The sequence below is a fragment of the Gilliamella sp. LMG 34359 genome, assembly GCF_984569085.1.
The window spans coordinates 1,878,883-1,897,814 of the sequence record NZ_OZ474906.1 but is presented as its reverse complement, the minus strand read 5'-3'; the positions used below and the strand labels follow the sequence as shown (position 1 = coordinate 1,897,814).

Here is an 18,932-nt window from a genome sequence, read left to right as displayed (position 1 = left end):
AATTACTAAACCAATATGACTACGGAATCGAAATCATTCACGCCAATATTTTAGCATTAATAATATTTCAATAATCTTTCCGAGGAAAATGTTAGATAAAATAACGAGAGTATTTTTTATTATTTTTGGATATTTGAAATTGGAGCGGGAAACGAGGTTCGAACTCGCGACCTCAACCTTGGCAAGGTTGCGCTCTACCAACTGAGCTATTCCCGCATAAGAGGTGTTTTAAATGGTGCCCGGGGCGAGACTTGAACTCGCACGGCCAAAAAGGCCGAGGGATTTTAAATCCCTTGTGTCTACCGATTTCACCACCCGGGCGCAAAACTTAGTTCCGAAAGGTAACTGCGTTTTGGATGCTGTGCATTTTACCGATCTTAAATCTTACGTCAATAGAAAATTTAAAATAATTGTTTAACTGCTCAATGTTTGTCACATTTGAGGGAATTTTTAATCCCCCCCCTCAAAAATTGGTTTAAATATGAATAATAATGAAAATTTAATTAACGATTAAGAGTTGATTAAACACTGAAAGATGAACCACAACCACAAGTGGTGGTTGCATTTGGGTTATCTACCACAAAACGTGAACCTTGCAATCCTTCAACATAGTCTATTGTGCCACCGACAAGGTATTGTAGGCTCATAGGGTCAATAAGAAGTGAGACACCATTTTTTTCGATTGCTAGATCATCTTCATTAACTTTTTCGTCAAAGGTAAAACCATACTGGAATCCACTACACCCACCACCGGTGATATAAACTCGTAATTTAAGATTCGGGTTTTCTTCTTCGGTTACTAGCGTTTTTACTTTATTTGCAGCAGCATCAGTAAAGTTAATTGGTAAGGCATCGCTCATTTTATTCTCCTACTTTAAGTACTCTTATATTATATACTCTTGAAAAAAGAAAATACAAAATGAAAACATCAATTAGTTAAATTTGTATGGCTTGCTTGAATTTAAGTTAATTTTATGAATAAATACGACAACAATTTCTACAGAGAAGACCATAATTATGCTTAAAACATTTAAATCAGAAAAACTTTACCACGAAGCATTAACTTTAATGCCAGGAGGGGTTAATTCGCCCGTACGTGCCTTTAATGGAGTTGGTGGAACACCGTTATTCATTGAAAAAGCTGATGGTGCTTATATTTATGATGTTGATGAAAAAGCATATATTGATTATGTTGGATCTTGGGGGCCAATGATTTTAGGTCATAATGATGCCGATGTAGCAGAGGCTGTGATTAATGCTGTTCGTAAAGGTTTAAGCTATGGGGCACCAACCGAAATTGAAACAAAAATGGCCAACCTCGTTACTCAATTGATGCCATCTATAGAGATGCTACGCATGGTAAATTCAGGTACTGAAGCAACCATGAGTGCAATACGCCTTGCCCGCGGCTATACCGGTCGTGACAAAATAATCAAATTTGAAGGCTGTTATCATGGACATGCGGATTATTTATTAGTTAAAGCTGGTTCTGGAGCACTTACTTTTGGTCATCCGACCTCTCCTGGGGTACCGCAAGATTTTGTTAAACATACCTTAGTCTGTGATTATAACGATTTAGAATCGGTAAAAAAACAATTTGAGCAGTTTCCGGATGAGATAGCCGCGATTATCATTGAGCCCGTTGCCGGTAATATGAACTGTGTTCCCGCTAAAAAGTCATTCTTACAAGGATTAAGAAGTTTATGTGATAATTATGGTGCTTTATTAATTATTGATGAGGTAATGACTGGCTTTAGAGTTGCCTTAGGTGGCGCGCAAGAATATTACGATGTTATTCCAGATTTGACATGCTTAGGTAAAATTATCGGTGGTGGTATGCCGGTTGGTGCTTTTGGTGGTCGAAGCGAAATCATGCAACAATTGGCACCAACTGGACCAATTTATCAAGCGGGAACACTTTCCGGTAATCCAGTAGCTATGGCGGCTGGTTATACCACTTTGACCAAATTGATGGATGTAGGTATTTATCAAGAATTAGAGGAGAAAACCGCTACACTAGTTAATGGTCTATTGTCTGCAGCAAGACGTTTTAATGTACCATTTGTGGTTAATCATGCAGGAGGAATGTTTGGATTTTTCTTTACAACTGCTTTAGAAGTGAGCAGTTATAAGGATGTAATGAATTGTAATGTTGAATTATTCAAAAAATTCTATCATCATATGCTCGCTGAAGGTGTTTACTTTGCTCCTTCAGCCTTCGAAGCTGGTTTCATGTCACTTATGCACACAGATAAAGAGATCGATCTAACAATTGATGCAGCAAGCCGTTTTTTTAGAAACATAAGTTAACTTGATAAAATATAGTAAATTATACTCATATCGATTAAAATTTTAACTATTAACATAGGTATTAAATTTATGGTTAATCCACTAAAAGAAGGTGACAAAGCACCTCCATTTTCTCTACCAGACCAAGATGGTGAGCTAATTAGTTCAAAAGAGTTTAAAGATCAGCGTATTTTACTCTATTTTTACCCTAAAGCGATGACGCCTGGTTGTACAGTACAAGCGTGTAACTTACGTGATAGTGCTGATGATTTTAAAAAATATAATGTAGTTGTTATTGGTATTAGTACGGATAAACCGGAAAAATTATCACGTTTTGTTGATAAAGAATTATTAAACTTTACCCTACTTTCAGATGAAGATCATAAAACTTGTGATGCCTTTGGCGTTTGGGGTGAAAAAGAATTTATGGGAAAAACTTATGATGGTATTCATCGCATAAGTTTTTTGATCGATAAAGATGGTAAGATCGAAAAAGTTTTTGATGATTTTAAAACAGCTAACCATCACACTATTGTTTTAGATTATCTAAAAAATAATAGTTAATTTTTCAGATTAAAGCAGATTAATCATTTAATCTGCTTTTTTTCATTTTTTATATTATTTATCTCTTCCAAATTCGGCCACGCATTAATAATTGCTTTAACTAATGTTGCTAAGGGTATAGCAAAAAATACGCCCCAAAATCCCCATAATCCGCCAAAAATGATTACCGCTACAATGATAACTAATGGATGCAAATTAAGTTTTTCAGAAAAAAGATAAGGGACTAATAAATTACCATCAAGAGCTTGAATAAGAATATAAAAGAAAATTAAATAACTAAATTGCGCCGTGAAACCCCATTGCGAAAGCGCAATTAACACCACCGGAATACTGGAAATAATAATGCCAATGTAGGGGATTAGCACTGAAAGACCAACTAAAACAGCTAACAATAATCCATAATCCAAGCCGAAATACCAAAAAGGTATATAAACACAGACCGATAAAATAATGATATGTAAAACATTACCGACGATGTAATTCGATATTTGTTGATCCATCTCGGTAGCAACTTTATTTAATATAGTTCGATTTTTGGGTAAAGCCTTAGAACAATATCCCCATATTTTCGATTTATCTTTTAATAAGAAAAACATAATAATCGGGACTAAGACAGCATTAATAACCACCGAAACTAAACCAAATAAAGAGCTAATTGAAAACTGTAATAATGAATTACCGGTTTGCACCACTTTACTGGTTATGCCTTGAATTATCGAATCAAATAATCCAACATCAATAAGTTCAGGATAATGTTCAGGCAGAGAGGTAATAAATTTGTTGGCAAAATTCAACATTGTTGGAATATTAGTAATTAAACTAACACTTTGTTGCCAAATCAAAGGAAGTAAAATCATCATCCCAGCTAAACCAACTAACATAAACACTAATAACACGATAACGACGGCTAATGTATGCGGAACTTTTTTTTGTTGTAGATAATTGACCGGTCTATCAAGCAGATAAGATAAAACAATGGCAATTAAAATAGGCAGCAAAATTTTATTGAAGAAATAGATGATAAAAAATAACACAATGATAACAATCATTAGCGATACCACATGTGGATCGCTAAAGCGTTTTTTGTACCATTCAATAAACAATTTTAACATCTATAACTCCTTAAGTTTTTTTGCCGTTTATCTGTTAGTTATTTAACTTATTTTTTAAAACCACCCAAGATCCCTCGTGTAATTTGTCTGCCAATTTGATTAACCATTTGTCTAGTTGCACTTTTTGCAACAGATTGAACTATCCCGTCATGTTGTCCGCCTTTTGACCCAGTCCTGCCAAAAAAAATTGAACTTAAAAAATCCATTACACCACCGTGCTCATCTTGATTTGTAGAGCTTGGTTTTGAATTGCTTTCTGCTGGATTTTGATCATTGGCCGTATTGATAGTAAAACCTTGTTTGAGTTTTTCGTAGGCTGATTCACGGTCGATGGTTGTTGAATATTTGTCATAAAAGTGGGATTGATGAATGATCGACAGCTGATTATCACTATCCATTGGTCCCATTTTAGAACCTGGGGCAATGACCATGCCTCGTTGAACGATATTCGGTCGCCCCTTCTCATCTAAAAATGAAATAAGAGCCTCGCCGACACCAAGCTCCATGATAGCTTTTTCGGTATCAAAATTTGGGTTAGCTCGCATAGTTTGGGCGGCAACTTTAACCGCTTTTTGATCTTTAGGGGTAAATGCCCGTAATGCGTGCTGGACGCGATTACCTAATTGCCCAAGGATAGTTTCAGGTATATCGGTTGGGCTTTGGGTGGCAAAATAGACACCTACCCCTTTAGAACGAATTAGACGAACAACTTGTTCGATTTTTTCTAATAAAGCCGGGGAAATATCATTAAAAAGCAGATGCGCTTCATCAAAAAAGAATACCAGTTTAGGCTTATCAAGATCACCTACTTCCGGTAAATGTTCAAACAGTTCGGATAATAACCACAATAGGAAAACTGAATATAATTTTGGGGAATTATATAATTTATTGGCGGATAAAATATTGATAACTCCACGACCTTCTGCATTAGTTTGCAACAAATCATGAATATCGAACATTGGTTCACCTAGGAAGAATTCTGCACCTTGCTGTTGTAAAGTAAGTAATCCTCGTTGAATTGCCCCTATTGTTGCTGAACTAATATTGCCATATTGAGTAGTAAATTTTTTAGCATTATCACCAATAAATTGGATAAAAGTCCTTAAATCTTTAAAATCGAGTAATAATAAACCATTATCATCAGCAATTTTAAAAACTAATTGTAAAACACCAGATTGAATGTAGTTTAGATTTAAGAGTCGTCCCAATAAAATCGGACCAATATCAGAAACCGTACTGCGAACTGGAATACCTTTTTCGCCAAATACATCCCATAATTCTAAAGGTGATGACGTAGGTAACCAATCAGTTACCCCAATATTTGCTAGCCGTGATTGTAATTTTTCCGATAATACGCCTTTTTCACCAAGGCCGGTTAGATCACCTTTTACATCAGCAAGAAATACTGGTACACCGATTTGCGAAAACTTTTCCGCCATTTTTTGTAGGGTTACGGTTTTACCGGTACCTGTTGCACCAGTAATTAAACCATGGCGATTAGCCAAAGATGCAAGGATGTATAAATCATTACCTTCACTTTTGGCAATAACGATCTTTTCACTCATAAACATCTCCCATTCAAAAATTGCTATTAAAACAATTAAGAATATTGTAAGCTGATTTAGAAATAACTGCTATTATTTTAACTAATCTTGTAAGGGGGCTGTATGTTTCCAGAATATCGTGACTTAATTTCTAAATTAAAAAAATCCGATTTGCGTTTCCAAAAATTATTTGATGAACACAATGATCTTGATCAAAAAATTAAAAACATTGAATCGGGTATTGCTGTTGATACTTCAGAAAGTATTGAGAATCTAAAAAAGCAGAAACTAAAATTAAAAGATCAACTTTATGAGATTTTGAAAAAAGCTTCGGCGTAGTTATTAAATTAAGCGTTGTCGATCTTTATTATGCGAGAAAAACCCCAAGTCATGGGGTTTAATTTTATTGCAATTTTACACAAATCATTAGGCAAATCGTTATTTATTCACTTTTTCTTGTGCTTTTTTTAATTTACGGTTTTTGATTAGTGTAATTAAATTTTTATGTGGGGTTTTCATTTTTTACTCCTCTTGTTGTTATATAAATGCGCCTTAAATTGATATTTAAAGCGTTTTGTTGCTATATAAATATTATCATCCGTGATGTTTTCAATAATGTTTAATTAAACACTATAACACATTAGTTTAATATTTATACTTTTTTAGTTAATGATGTAAGCATAACTTACATCAAGTTTATTATTTTAGAACCATTGTCCAAAGCGTTTGATGTAAATCTTTTTCATTATTTGGGCAACGACACAGTAACTCAATAATGTTGCAACCAACCATGGGAAATAGGACCATGGTAAAGGTTGAAGACCAATTAAGCTGCCAATTGGTGAAAATGGAATATAAATACCCACCGCCATAATTAGCATAGTCATAACAATCACTGGGAATGCCGCCGTGCTCTGAATAAATGGAATTTTTTGTGTTCTTAGCATATGAACCACTAAGGTTTGGGATAACAACCCTTCGATAAACCAACCTGAATGGAACAATGATTCAGCTGCTACACTATTAGCACTAAAAACAAACCACATTAATGCATAAGTTGTTATGTCAAAAATGGAAGATGTTGGGCCGATCCAGATCATAAAGCGTCCAATATTTGGCGCATCCCATTTACGTGGTTTTTGTAAAAACTCTTCATCCATCTTATCCCAAGGTAATGATAATTGTGAAATATCATATAGCAGGTTTTGGATAAGCAGATGAATCGCCAACATTGGTAAGAATGGTAAAAATGCACTCGCAACTAATACCGAGAAAATATTACCAAAATTAGAACTAGCCGTCATATTAAGGTATTTCATAATATTGCCGAAAGTTTCACGACCACATATTACCCCCTCTTCTAATACCATTAAGCTTTTTTCTAGCAAAATAATATCGGCCGATTCTTTAGCAATATCCGTTGCGGTATCCACCGAAATACCAACATCGGCATCGCGTAACGCTGGAGCATCATTGATACCATCGCCTAAAAAACCAACTGTATGACCGTTATCTTGTAATAATCGAATTATGCGAGATTTTTGTAACGGAGTTAACTTAGCAAAAATAGTGCGTTGTTCGATCTGCTCTTTTAACTCAGCATCATCCATGTTTTCAATTTCGCTGCCAAGTAAAGGAATACCGGGTTCTAAACCAACTTCTCGGCATACTTTAATCGTAATAATTTCATTGTCACCGGTTAAAACTTTAACCGCAACTCCATGTTCATTTAAAGCAGAAATTGCTTCATAAGCACTCTCTTTAGGTGGATCTAAGAAGGTTAAAAATCCACGAATGGCTAATGCTTTCTCGTCTTGCACACTGTATTGGGTTTTAGTTTGTGACCCTGAAATCTCTTTCACACCTACCGCTAATACTCTGAAACCATCTTTATTATAGTTGTGGGCTAGTTCAATCAATGCTTGTTTGCGATTTTCATCCAACGGTAAATATTCACCATTTTCATAAACGAAATCCGAAATAGATAGCATTTCTTCAACGGCACCTTTACAGATCATTAAGTGATTATCATCATTGCCTTGCACAACTACAGACAAACGACGACGAACAAAATCAAACGGTAATTCATCAATTTTTCTATATAGACCCACACCAACTTTTTTAACGTTGGTTTTTTCTTCAGCAAAACGGATGATTGCTTTATCCATCAAGTTTTTCATTCCACTTTGATAGTAACTATTGAGCCACGCCAGTTGTAACACCGATGGATCAACTTGGCCGTTAATGTCTAAGTGATGTTCTAGAATAATTTTATCTTGGGTTAAGGTACCGGTTTTATCAGTACATAAAATATCCATCGCACCAAAATTTTGTATTGCGTTTAACCTTTTAACCACCACTTTGCGTTTTGCCATTCCTACCGCACCTTTGGCGAGATTGGCGCTAACAATCATCGGTAACATTTCAGGCGTTAAACCAACCGCCACTGCTAAGGCAAATAATACAGCTTCACCCCAATCACCTTTAGTAAAACCATTTATCAATAATACAATCGGAACCATTACTAACATGAAGCGAATCAATAACCAACTCACGCTATTTACGCCCCGATCGAAGGAAGTTTCAGCTCTGGAACCTACAATAGATTTTGCTAACGAACCAAAATGCGTATCTGCACCGGTAGCAACAACAATCGCTTTTGCAGTGCCACTGACTACATTGGTACCCATAAAACAGATATTATTGACATCAAGAACATTATCTTTATTAATTTCAGATGGATTCACCTCTTCTGACGTTTTTTGTGATACGGCACCTAAGGTATCGTATTTTTCAACTGGAATTGATTCACCGGTTAATACTGCTTGGCTGACAAATAGATCTCTTGATTCGATTAAGCGAATATCCGCAGGAATCATATCGCCGGCAGATAAAAATACAATATCACCGGGGACAATATCACTTAGTGGCACTTCGATATGTTCAGCTGGCATATTTCTATTTGGCCGACGTAAAACTGTAGCTGTGGTTCGAATCATCGATTTGAGTGCTTCAGCCGCTCTATTTGAGCGAAACTCCTGCCAAAAACGGAGTAAACCACTTAATGTTACCATGGTTAAAATGATAACAATACCTGTTAGATCAGTCTCTTCACCACTTTGTAGTGGTAACCAATAGTCAGTCACAAAACTAACTATAGCTAATGTCAATAAGACAAAAATAAATGGATTTTTGAATGCTAATAACAACTGAACAAAAGCCGAAGGAACTTTTTCCCGAGCTACTTCATTTTTACCATATTGTTCCAATCTTGATTTGGCATTTTCTTGGGTTAAACCCGAAAGGCTTGATTGAAATTTAGATAAAATGTTATCTAGACTGTTTTGCGCTTCCTCGAGTGCTTTTATAGTTAAAGTATTTTCTGTCTTTACTTTAGATGTGTTTTTAATCATAGTTGGTACCTATCTATATTTTTTAGACAAAAGAAACCTATTCCTTAGTTAAACATAACAAGGCATAAATAAGTTTTAATTGACCAAAATTTAAACGCAAAGCAATAACTAGCCATTAAAGCTAATGCTTGGCATGTAATAAAATTATTGAAAAATAAGTTTAATTAAGAATTAGATACAACTAGGTGGCTCTAAATGTTTATCAGTAAGATACAATACTCGTAAAAGTACTTTATGAGCACAATGATGTTTTGAGTTTGTGTGATAGCGTGTAGAAAACTGCATATCGTTCACCGTTACCGTTTTTATCAATTTCGGCTCGTGAACTGAAAAAATGACTATTTAGACAGGTTCATTAACCGATAATGATGTGTTTGAATTTATCTCCCCAAATTTTGGGGTGACCCGATTGAGTGTCCATATTTCTCCTGTAAATTGAACTCATCACTTTGTATTTCAACTTTTCTTAACCCTCATTTTTAACCACCTTTTATCGTTAAAAAAATAAGAAAAGCTCAAAAGCGTGGACTTTATACGCTTTTGTCCCCCAAAAGTCAACTAATTACCTAAAAATAGTGGTGTAAATGACTAAAAACAGCACTAATGATATGAGTTCATATACAATTAATAACTGTTTTCGATGATGTTTATCGCAACAGTTAACCACCCCTAGTTATTTACCAAGTTTGAGGGTTAACCTGACACGGTTTAGATTATGTTTACGCTAATTAATACTGACAATTTTCAATAAATAGTTACAAACTTACTTCACGCAAGGAAAAATACCGATAAATTAATCTATCGGAATTAATCTATCAGAATTAACTATCTAATTATTCAAAATAAAGAATGCCTTACGTTATAAAATTCTTAATTATATTTACAAAATTTTTAACTTAATGATATTAAAAGATGTTGAAAGTATTTATCAATAATGAATAAACTTCTTAATTAACATCAATAAAAATCATCTTACGCTATGGAATTCTTAATTATTTTTAAATGACTGAAATTAAAAGATATCGAAAGCATTTATCTTCAGTAAATTAACGCTTTAATTATCTTCAATAAAGATCGCCTTACGCTATAGAATTCTTAATGATATTTACAAAATTTTTAACTTAATGATATTAAAAATATGTTAAAAGCATTTATCATCACTGAATTAACACTTTAATTATCTTCAATAAAGACCGTATTACGATATAGAACTCTTAATTATCTTTACAGATATTTTACTTTATGATATTAAAAGATATCGAAAGTATTTATCAACAATGAATTAACTTTTTAATTAACATCACTAAAAATCACCTTACGCTATAAAATTCTTAATGATATTTACAAAATTTTTAACTTACTGATATTAAAAATATTTTGAAAGCATCTATCATTCACTGAATTAGCGCTCTAATTATTTTCAATAAAGACAGCCTTACGCTATAGAATTCTCAATTGTTTTTAACTGACTGAAATTGAAATATGTCGAAAGCATTTATCTGCGCTAAATTAACTATGATTATTCTCAATAATGCTCACCTCTCAGTTTCGATTCTGCATTATTTTACAGGAAATTTAAGCTACACATTAAATAATAAATTTATACTTAAAAAAGAAAATAAAGTCTTGGTAAATATATTGATTAACTGTCAAAGTAGAGATCTCTTACTAATCGAGAAGCAAAATTACAAGCATAGCGTCGATAATCAATATAAAAATTACTATTTATAATTGATGATTAACAAGACTTAGATAATTGCCATATCGTTTATACGGTTATTGTTAAGTGGGGATCAGGATTGTATTTTCAATCGTGAATTTTTTAACTGTTCGATCAATGTGAGTAGAGAGGAATTTAGTTGATACATAAATTGTTGATAACTGAACTCTTTTTTACTAATTTCCTCAAGTTGTAACTCCCAATGCGCGGTCATATCTGGCATTGAGACACTTTCGGGTAATGATGTAATTAAATTTTTTCCAATTTGTGTTGCACGGATAGTTTTACCTTGTCGCGTTAAAAATTGGCGTTTAAATAACAGCTCAATGATACCTGCTCGTGTTGCCTCGGTACCTAGGCCATCTGTTTCGCGTAGTATTTTTTTAATTTCTGGATCTTTAACAAATCTTGCAATACCTGTCATAGCTGACAATAAGGTGGCATCGGTAAAATATTTGGGTGGCTGAGTTTCTTTACTAAGTAACTCAGTATCAGTACATTGGACTGATTCGCCTTTTTTAACCAGTTTCGTTAATAAGCCATTATTCTCGTTGCTATCTGCTTCGTTGTCAGTTTGATAATTTTTGCTTCTGAACAGTACTTTCCAACCTTCATTTAACATCTGATTGGCTTTCGAGATAAATTTTCCACCACTTATATCAACATCAATCTGTAATTCAGCATATTTATAAGCGGGATAAAATTGGGCTAAATATTGTGTCGCAACCACTTGATATACAGCTTGCTCCTTACTGGATAAACTATCCATATTAACTTTACGCAACGTTGGGATAATCGCATGATGAGCCTCTACTTTTTTATCATTCCAGGCTTTAGAACGTAAGGCGAAATCAGCATTATTAATAGCAGTTTGCAATTCTGGGCAATTACTTTCAATCGCTGATTTTACACCTTGAATCTGTTTTAAATGGTCTTCAGGCAGAAAACGACAATCAGAGCGAGGATAAGTAATTAACTTATGCTTTTCATATAGTGATTGGCAAATATCAAGTACTTCTTGGGCACTTAGACTATTGCGTTTCGCCATTTCAATTTGTAACGCAGACAAATTAAATGGCATCGGTGGCGCTAGCTCTTTCTTTTTATTGCTAACTTTATTAATAATGCCGGTCTGACCTTGAATTCGTTGGCATACATTTTCGGCTAATGCTTTAACTAATACTCGACCTTCCTCATCCTGATAAGGGGCACAAGCCTCGCTTGGTTGCCATTTTGCTTTAAAGGTTTCATTATGTTTGGTTTGCAATATGGCATAGACTTCATAAAAAGGTTTAGGAACAAATTGGGCAATCTCTAAATCCCGCCTAACCACTAAACCCAAAATAGGTGTTTGGACTCGGCCAATGGAGAGAACTCCGCGATAACCGCTACGTTGTCCTGCGAGCGTGCAGACACGGCTCATGTTCATGCCATATAACCAATCAGCTCGAGCTCTAGCTAATGCCGAGGTCGACAACGGGATAAAATCTTGATTATTTCTTAATTTTTCCAGTGATTTTTCAACTGCGCTAGCATTTAAATCACTGATTAAACAACGTTGAATTTTTTTGCGTTTTTCCGTGGGCAACTGACAATAATTGAGTACTTCATCTACCAACAGCTGCCCTTCTCTATCAGGGTCACCTGCATGAACAATTTGATCGGCTGATTTGATTAATTCCACTAAAATATTAAATTGTTTCTGAGTACTGTTTTTCGGCAACAAAATCCATTTTTCAGGAACAATCGGTAAATCATCTAATGTCCATTTTTTATAACGTTCATCATATATTTCCGGAGTTGCTTGTTCCAATAAATGCCCTATACACCAACTAACAATATCACCATTGCCAGCTTTGATAAACCCATTCCCCTTTTGGTGAGGTTTCGGCAAAACATCAGCAATAGCTCGTGCTAAGCTAGGCTTTTCGGCGATAAATAGACGATATGATTGGTTAGTTGGCATAATCATTAATAGTATTCATAAGTTGCAAACGACATAGGTTTGATAAGGTATATCCAAAGTTAAATCTAACTGACTAATAAGTTTTACCGTCGTTAGGTTATCTATAGCGCAGTAAGCTGTTATCTGCCGCACTACCCAAGCTAAAATTAACATTACCGCGCATATCAGTGTAAGTTGTTTAGCTATATTCTGCGCGTAGGTAGCGACTTTAATTTCAAAATTATTGTTATTATCGATATGGATTAAATAAGATGATGCTCCACAAACAATAACATTATCTATCAAAATAATAAATTCTAATCCGGATTTTCCCATATCATTGGATGAATTAAAATCTTTATACCACTGTTTAACGCGTCTAAGTTTTATTATTTGCTAATACATTTTTTCATCAATTACGTTTAATTGCTAACTTTAGGATAATTTTAAACTATTAAGTTTAGTTTTTGGCTATCAAAAAGCATAATGGATAGCAATAATAATGGTTCATTTTCTTATCATTGTTGCAATATAGAGTTTCAATCTTGTTTTGCCACTTTTTATCAATAAAAATAAGAAGTTACACATCATCGCCATCTACTTTTACAAGCTTACAAAGCTCATCCTAATTTGGCTGACCAGCTAATCAAAATAAGCGACCAATTTTAATTATAACTGAACTTGGTGGCAATAGATTATTAGTATCAGATACTCGATATTTGCTTGCCAACAAACAAAATAAATGTTTGCTGTATAACCTGAGATAGCAGTTAAACCGCTTGTTAATCTATTAATTCAGGAATGTATATCAAAATATCGTCTGATTTTTAAATTTAACGCTTTTACCACCATTTTTTTAGTTTAAGCCATACTACAGAAACGATACTAATAACAATCAACAATAATATTAAGCCTACAAAAGACCACTCTTTTTCATTGAAAGGGATCCCGGCCAAATTAACACCTAGCAAGCTAGTAATAAAAGTAATTGGCGTGAAAATAATTGTAAAGAGCGACATTAAATAGATGCGTTTATTGGTAGATTCAGCCAAAATACTATTAATTTGTTCCATTAGTGAACCAATTCTAATCAGGCAACTATCAATTTCAGACACATAGTGATTTTGTTGATTTGAGATATCATGTAATCGCTGGCGGTCGTTGTCATCGATCCAAGAAATTCTTTCCGTCGATATTTTGACAAAAATATCGCGTTGCGGTGAAAGTAAACGCCTTAATATGAAGAGTTGTTTACGAACTCGACCGATTTCTTTATGCGAAAAAATTCGTTGATTGAGTAATAAATCTTCCAACTTAATAATTTTATTATGCACACTGTCAAAAGATAAATTGACCTGATCACAAATTAATTCTGAGAGTTGAATTAGCCAATCAGCGACATCTACCGGACCAATTCCTTTTTCTAAATTTTCTTTTAGTTTGATGATGGCATCAATTTTTTGGTGTCTAGTCGAAATAATGAAATTATCCGTAATATAAAAACGGAAAGTGACAATCGGATCGGGTAACTCATTTGGTGTAAAGTTAACCCCTTTAAGCACCACTAAAATACCGGAATCACAACGAATTTCTTTGGGAAATTGATTCGGTTTGATTAACTCATTTTTGACAAGATCAGGAATGAGATTGGTTTGATTAATCCAATTAATGGTTTCACTGTTGGCAAAATCAAGATGTATCCAATAAGGTTGTTTGACTGAAACTTCAGTTTTTTCATTCAAAGGATTAGCTTTACCTTTGCCATCCAATTGACAACTAAAAACAGGTTGTGCTGCAAGTAGATCTGACACCAAAATAGAATTATTGCTATTTTCATTACTCATCATCAGCCCCATTGGTTAAGTTTGTTTAATTATATACTGATTTTGAGCAAAAATGCAGCGCATCAATGATTTTCTAGTTTTAATATTTAAGGGTTCAAATAAATTTGTGGTATCGATGTATGATGTGGATGATTAAAAATACCGATTTCAACACCATACCATCGATGGATATTTTCAACCGTTAACACCTCGGTTGGTGCCCCTTGTTCAACAATTTTTCCTTGGTTAACCAAAATTATTTTGTCAGCATATAAAGCAGCTAAATTCAGATCATGCAAGATGCAACACACAGCTAATTGCTGCTTAACTGCTAATTGCTTCAATAAGCGTAAAGTATGTTGTTGATGGTAGAGATCAAGCGCCGAGGTAGGTTCATCTAAAAACAGTAATTTTTCATTCGGTTCAGGTTGCCATAATTGGGCTAAAACTCTAGCCAATTGAACTCTTTGTTGTTCGCCACCGGATAAACCTCGATAATCTCGGTCGGCAAATTGCAAACAATCGGTTTGAACCATCACTTCATGAATTGATTGATCAAAATGTATTTTCCCATAAGGTGCTCGCCCCATTGCAATCACTTCTTTTACTTTAAATGGAAAAGTAAGTTGGCTTTGTTGCAGCATTACGGTTCTTATTTTTGCCAATTGCTTTTGTGGCCACTGTGATACTGGACGACCTTGTAAATAACACTCACCTGATAGCGGTTTTTGATAACCAGTTAATAGACGCAATAAGGTCGACTTACCAGCGCCATTAGGACCGATGATAATAACAATTTCGCCGGCATTTATTGATAAAGATACATCATTAATGATCATGCGACTGCCATAACCAAAGGTTAAATTTTTAGCGGTTAACACAATAAATCTCCATGCGTTATTTATGTCTTAGAATAAGCCAAAGAAAATATGGGCCACCAATTAAACTGGTTAAAAGACCAACAGGGATTTCAGTTGGCGCGACCAATGTTCTCGCTAAAGTATCTGCTAATAAGAGCAAACATGCGCCACCAAGTGCCGAACCCGGTATTAACCATTTATGATTGGCACCGATTTGTAAACGAATCATATGAGGAACAACTAAACCAACAAAAGCAATAATGCCACTCACCGCCACTGAGGTACCAATTAACACGGCACAAAGTAATAAGAGATAACGTTTAATACGTTCAACATTGATACCTAAGTAATGGGCATCTTCATCGCCAAGTTGTAATATGTTGAGCTGATGAGCCAGTTTGATGACGCCAAATAGTGCAGGAAAAATTAAAGAAATAGATACGAATACCAGATCCCAAGACCCTTTACCTAAATGTCCCATTGACCATAACGAAAGTTGACGTAATTGTGACTCATCACTGATGTAACTAAGTCCGCCCATTACTGCGCCAATGATGGCATTAATCGCTACACCTAACAGAATCATTTTCGCAAGGTTGCATTGCTCATTAAGACTATAAAGATAGATCAAAAAGCAAATAAATAAACTACCGGCAAAAGCTGCTACCATTTTGCCATAAAGCATCATAATCGGCGGAAAAACAGCAGGAAATAAGATTGTTATACCCACCATAAGGCTTGCGCCACTGCTAATACCTAATAAACCCGGATCGGCTAAAGGATTTCTGAATAATCCCTGCATAACAGCGCCAGCACTCGATAATGCCATGCCAACCACTACCGCGAGTATAATTCTAGGTAATCGGATATTGCACCAAATATTCCATAGAGGATCATCAAATGACATACTCATTAATTGAGTAAAGGATAATTTTAATGCTCCCGAGTTTGCTGAATAGATTATTAAGATTAACAATAAAGCGAATAATCCCAATAACAATATTTGTGGACTAGATTTGCGCACCGATTAACCTCATAAATTTAATTAATAATTTACCGTAAGGCTTGGGTCAACAACGCTATATGCACGATTATCAAATTGTTGATTTGCAATTTTATCCATGATTATTTTGGCTAATTCTTTACGATATACGAAACCGTGAACTTCTTGAGCAAAATAGCATTGACCGTTATTGGTTAGTTCGCCATCACGTAAACCGCCGGGTCTTAAGATGACATAATTCAAGGTACTCGTTTGTAACCAAACTTCAGCCAAGGATTTTTCGCGCACCGCATTACCAAATGCTTGTTTAGCTCGTAAGGATAAGGTTGACCATGAATCACCACAACCAAGTGAGGTCACCAATACCATTTGTTTGATTCCTACTTGTTCTGCGCAATCAATGATATTACGCTGCGCAATATAATTGCCGGTTTCGCCACCCAAAGTTGAAATAATGGTTGCATCACAACCAGCTTGCTTGCCGATTTCCTTGACTAATTCAATATCGGTTGCATCACCTACATAGGTTTCAATATTTTGTTGAGCTAATTGTTTTGCAAAGTCAGCATCGCGGACTAAAGCAATACAACGCCACTCTGGGTGGCATTGTTTGATTAATTGCGATACTTGATAACCAGTTCCTAACTTGGCGCTAACACCAAAAATAATTACTGTTTTCATGTTATTATTCTTCAAATTAATTAATTTTTTTGGCTAACGCTCTAAATTTTTCTAGCTGATCGGCTTTTAATTGATGCTTTTCATCACGGCCAACGAAAATTTTAAACATGGATTGACCTAAATGGTTAAGGAAAATCATTGAAGCAGTCGACATTTTCATAAATTTTCTTTCGATAAATGCAATATATTGACAATGTTCTGCTTTGATATGACCGCTTAACCCTTTTTGATGACGTAAATTAAAGTATTTTTGGCTATGTGTTCCCGGTGGTAATTCACCTGATATTTCAGCAATAACGTCACCAGTATGAACTAAAAATAACACATCACCCCAAGTGGTTACTTCTTGCCAAATTTCATCAAAATGGCTACCATCAACAATTTTAGCATCCGGTATTGCTTGGATTACTTGTGTTAGCGTGACTTTATGATCTTGAGCGATTTTTTCTAACAGTTCTTCTGGATTAGATTGCATATAAGCTGCAAGGTTATCTAAAAGGGTTTGTTTTTCTGCCATAGTAATTTCCTTTAATTTTTTGTTTTTACTTGGATGTTTTGCATATGTGGATGAGATTTAGGCATACCATTACCTTGTTGCATGGCTTGTCTAGCTTGGGCCATCTTCTGTTGTAATTCGATATGTTCTGGATTATTAAGTTGCAATAACAATTGCTGCAATGCTTGAACTATATTACTCGACCAAAAACGTCCTGATAAAGTTAGGCGTAAACAACGATCTTCATTTTGCAGCAAACCGACTTCATGCCATTGCTTGATAAGTGGGTCAAAGAGTTCAGCTTGATTGGTTAATTGCGTTAAATCTACTCGCCCTTTTTCTATACCAGCTTGTAATTTATGCAACCAGTCACCCACTAAAGGTTTACCGGTTAACATCATCAACGGCTTTTTACCTTGGTCTAATAGAGCATAATATTGACTCAAATCTCGATGGATCATAAAAGATTGTCCGTCTAGCTTTCCACCAGCACATGAACCGAATCCAAAAAAGTGAGAGCCCTGTTTTATCAGAAAATTATATAAATTTCGTTCGCGACTGGTTTTTGCCCAATGAGCATTAGTTAAGTGGGTCCAACCTTGTTTAGCTAAATATTCAGCACCTTGATGGTAAAAATTGCACTTATCAGTAACCGATGGGATCGCGATTCGATTATTCTCCACCCCTTTAGCTAATGGAGTTGTCGGCAAGAGATTTAAAGAATAAAGATCAACCCCATCAAGTGGTAATTGATCAGCAATTTCTAAATCTCTTTGCCAAGTAGCCGGTGTCTGGTTAGGTAAGCCAAACATCAGGTCACAAACTAATGCCACACTATCTCGCGCAGCAATGCGTTCAAAACCTTCAATAATCTCTTTTTCTGATGATTGGCGTCCTAATCGTTGTCTAATTGCGGTATTGAAGGTTTGAATACCTATCGAAAAACGATTTGCACCAGCTTCAATATAACTATCAATTTTATCTTCATCAAAATCAGAAATTCGCCCTTCGACCGTAATTTCACAATCAGGCGCTAATGGCGCATGCTGTTTAAAATAACTTATTACTCGTGCTAATTGTCCTGCCGCTAACGCAGAAGGTGTTCCACCACCAAAATAAATAGCGTGAATTGGTGCCGATTGCATAGCCTTATTATTGATTTCGAGGGATATTTCTTGTAATAAGTAATCAATATAAGTTTTGGTATCAAATTTTTTTAATGGGTTTTGATAAAATCCACAAAATTGACAATGAATATCACAAAAAGGAATATGTATGTAGATCAGTCGTTTTTTTCCAGACAAATCTGAATTTTGCAGGATACTCCATTGCTGCTCTAGTTCTTGCGGTGGTACTGGTAGGCTTGCTTGTAATGGCATCACTGCCCAACGATTTTTAAAAGGTAAAACTGAATTTGAAGCGTAAAACGCACTTACATCAAATGATTTCATAACATCCATTCATAAAAATAATCTCGGTGAA

At 35.0% G+C, this 18,932-nt stretch carries 14 protein-coding genes, 2 tRNA genes and 1 pseudogene; 3 read left to right on the top strand and 14 right to left on the bottom strand.

Features of this window, described 5'->3' with window-relative positions; all coding sequences use genetic code 11:
- Window positions 1-140: 140 nt before the first annotated feature.
- From AC5LXV_RS08825 to erpA, 3 genes are all read right to left on the bottom strand, one after another.
- Window positions 141-216, bottom strand: a tRNA-Gly gene (locus AC5LXV_RS08825).
- 17 nt (window positions 217-233) lie between these two features.
- Window positions 234-321 (bottom strand) — tRNA-Leu (locus AC5LXV_RS08820).
- Window positions 322-521: 200 nt separating this feature from the next.
- On the bottom strand, window positions 522-860 hold the full coding sequence (erpA, locus tag AC5LXV_RS08815) for an iron-sulfur cluster insertion protein ErpA (RefSeq protein ID WP_110433712.1): 339 nt from the start codon (window positions 858-860) through the stop codon (window positions 522-524).
- Window positions 861-1,017: 157 nt separating this feature from the next.
- Here erpA and hemL point away from each other — a divergent pair, with 157 nt between their 5' ends.
- Window positions 1,018-2,310, top strand: coding sequence for a glutamate-1-semialdehyde 2,1-aminomutase (gene hemL / locus AC5LXV_RS08810; protein WP_493466177.1), 1,293 nt, complete (start codon window positions 1,018-1,020; stop codon window positions 2,308-2,310).
- Between the two features lie 69 nt (window positions 2,311-2,379).
- Window positions 2,380-2,853, top strand: a complete 474-nt coding sequence (bcp, locus tag AC5LXV_RS08805) for a thioredoxin-dependent thiol peroxidase (RefSeq protein ID WP_493466176.1) — start codon at window positions 2,380-2,382, stop codon at window positions 2,851-2,853.
- A 23-nt stretch (window positions 2,854-2,876) separates the two neighbouring features.
- Here the strand turns inward: bcp and AC5LXV_RS08800 are convergent, their stop codons facing one another.
- Entirely contained in the window at window positions 2,877-3,965 is a 1,089-nt protein-coding gene (locus AC5LXV_RS08800) for an AI-2E family transporter (RefSeq protein WP_493466175.1), read from the bottom strand.
- 47 nt (window positions 3,966-4,012) lie between these two features.
- The gene (locus AC5LXV_RS08795) at window positions 4,013-5,530 is read right to left on the bottom strand and encodes a helicase HerA-like C-terminal domain-containing protein (protein WP_493466174.1); all 1,518 of its coding nucleotides are present in this window, start codon (window positions 5,528-5,530) and stop codon (window positions 4,013-4,015) included.
- Between the two features lie 102 nt (window positions 5,531-5,632).
- Here AC5LXV_RS08795 and AC5LXV_RS08790 point away from each other — a divergent pair, with 102 nt between their 5' ends.
- Window positions 5,633-5,848, top strand: a complete 216-nt coding sequence (locus AC5LXV_RS08790; protein WP_110433717.1) for an HP1242/YdcH family protein — start codon at window positions 5,633-5,635, stop codon at window positions 5,846-5,848.
- 365 nt (window positions 5,849-6,213) lie between these two features.
- Here AC5LXV_RS08790 and mgtA read toward each other — a convergent pair whose 3' ends face one another.
- The 9 genes and pseudogenes from mgtA to hutW form a co-directional block, all read right to left on the bottom strand.
- The gene (gene mgtA, locus AC5LXV_RS08785; protein ID WP_493466173.1) at window positions 6,214-8,922 is read right to left on the bottom strand and encodes a magnesium-translocating P-type ATPase; all 2,709 of its coding nucleotides are present in this window, start codon (window positions 8,920-8,922) and stop codon (window positions 6,214-6,216) included.
- A gap of 1,793 nt (window positions 8,923-10,715) precedes the next feature.
- Window positions 10,716-12,608, bottom strand: coding sequence for a DNA topoisomerase III (locus AC5LXV_RS08780; protein ID WP_493466172.1), 1,893 nt, complete (start codon window positions 12,606-12,608; stop codon window positions 10,716-10,718).
- Between the two features lie 15 nt (window positions 12,609-12,623).
- Window positions 12,624-12,977, bottom strand: coding sequence for a GNAT family N-acetyltransferase (locus AC5LXV_RS08775; RefSeq protein WP_493467984.1), 354 nt, complete (start codon window positions 12,975-12,977; stop codon window positions 12,624-12,626).
- Between the two features lie 452 nt (window positions 12,978-13,429).
- The gene (gene zntB / locus AC5LXV_RS08770) at window positions 13,430-14,431 is read right to left on the bottom strand and encodes a zinc transporter ZntB (RefSeq protein ID WP_493466171.1); all 1,002 of its coding nucleotides are present in this window, start codon (window positions 14,429-14,431) and stop codon (window positions 13,430-13,432) included.
- Between the two features lie 86 nt (window positions 14,432-14,517).
- Entirely contained in the window at window positions 14,518-15,291 is a 774-nt protein-coding gene (locus tag AC5LXV_RS08765; RefSeq protein ID WP_493466170.1) for a heme ABC transporter ATP-binding protein, read from the bottom strand.
- 16 nt (window positions 15,292-15,307) lie between these two features.
- Complete coding sequence (locus AC5LXV_RS08760; RefSeq protein WP_493466169.1) at window positions 15,308-16,294, bottom strand: FecCD family ABC transporter permease; 987 nt, start codon at window positions 16,292-16,294, stop codon at window positions 15,308-15,310.
- 21 nt (window positions 16,295-16,315) lie between these two features.
- Window positions 16,316-16,954 carry an NAD(P)H-binding protein gene (locus AC5LXV_RS08755; protein ID WP_493466168.1) on the bottom strand — a complete coding sequence of 213 codons (639 nt, stop codon included), beginning with the start codon at window positions 16,952-16,954 and terminating at the stop codon, window positions 16,316-16,318.
- 16 nt (window positions 16,955-16,970) lie between these two features.
- Entirely contained in the window at window positions 16,971-17,471 is a 501-nt protein-coding gene (gene hutX / locus AC5LXV_RS08750) for a heme utilization cystosolic carrier protein HutX (protein WP_086358062.1), read from the bottom strand.
- A 125-nt stretch (window positions 17,472-17,596) separates the two neighbouring features.
- Window positions 17,597-18,901, bottom strand: a pseudogene (gene hutW / locus AC5LXV_RS08745) (heme anaerobic degradation radical SAM methyltransferase ChuW/HutW); the annotation flags it as partial.
- Window positions 18,902-18,932: the final 31 nt, after the last annotated feature.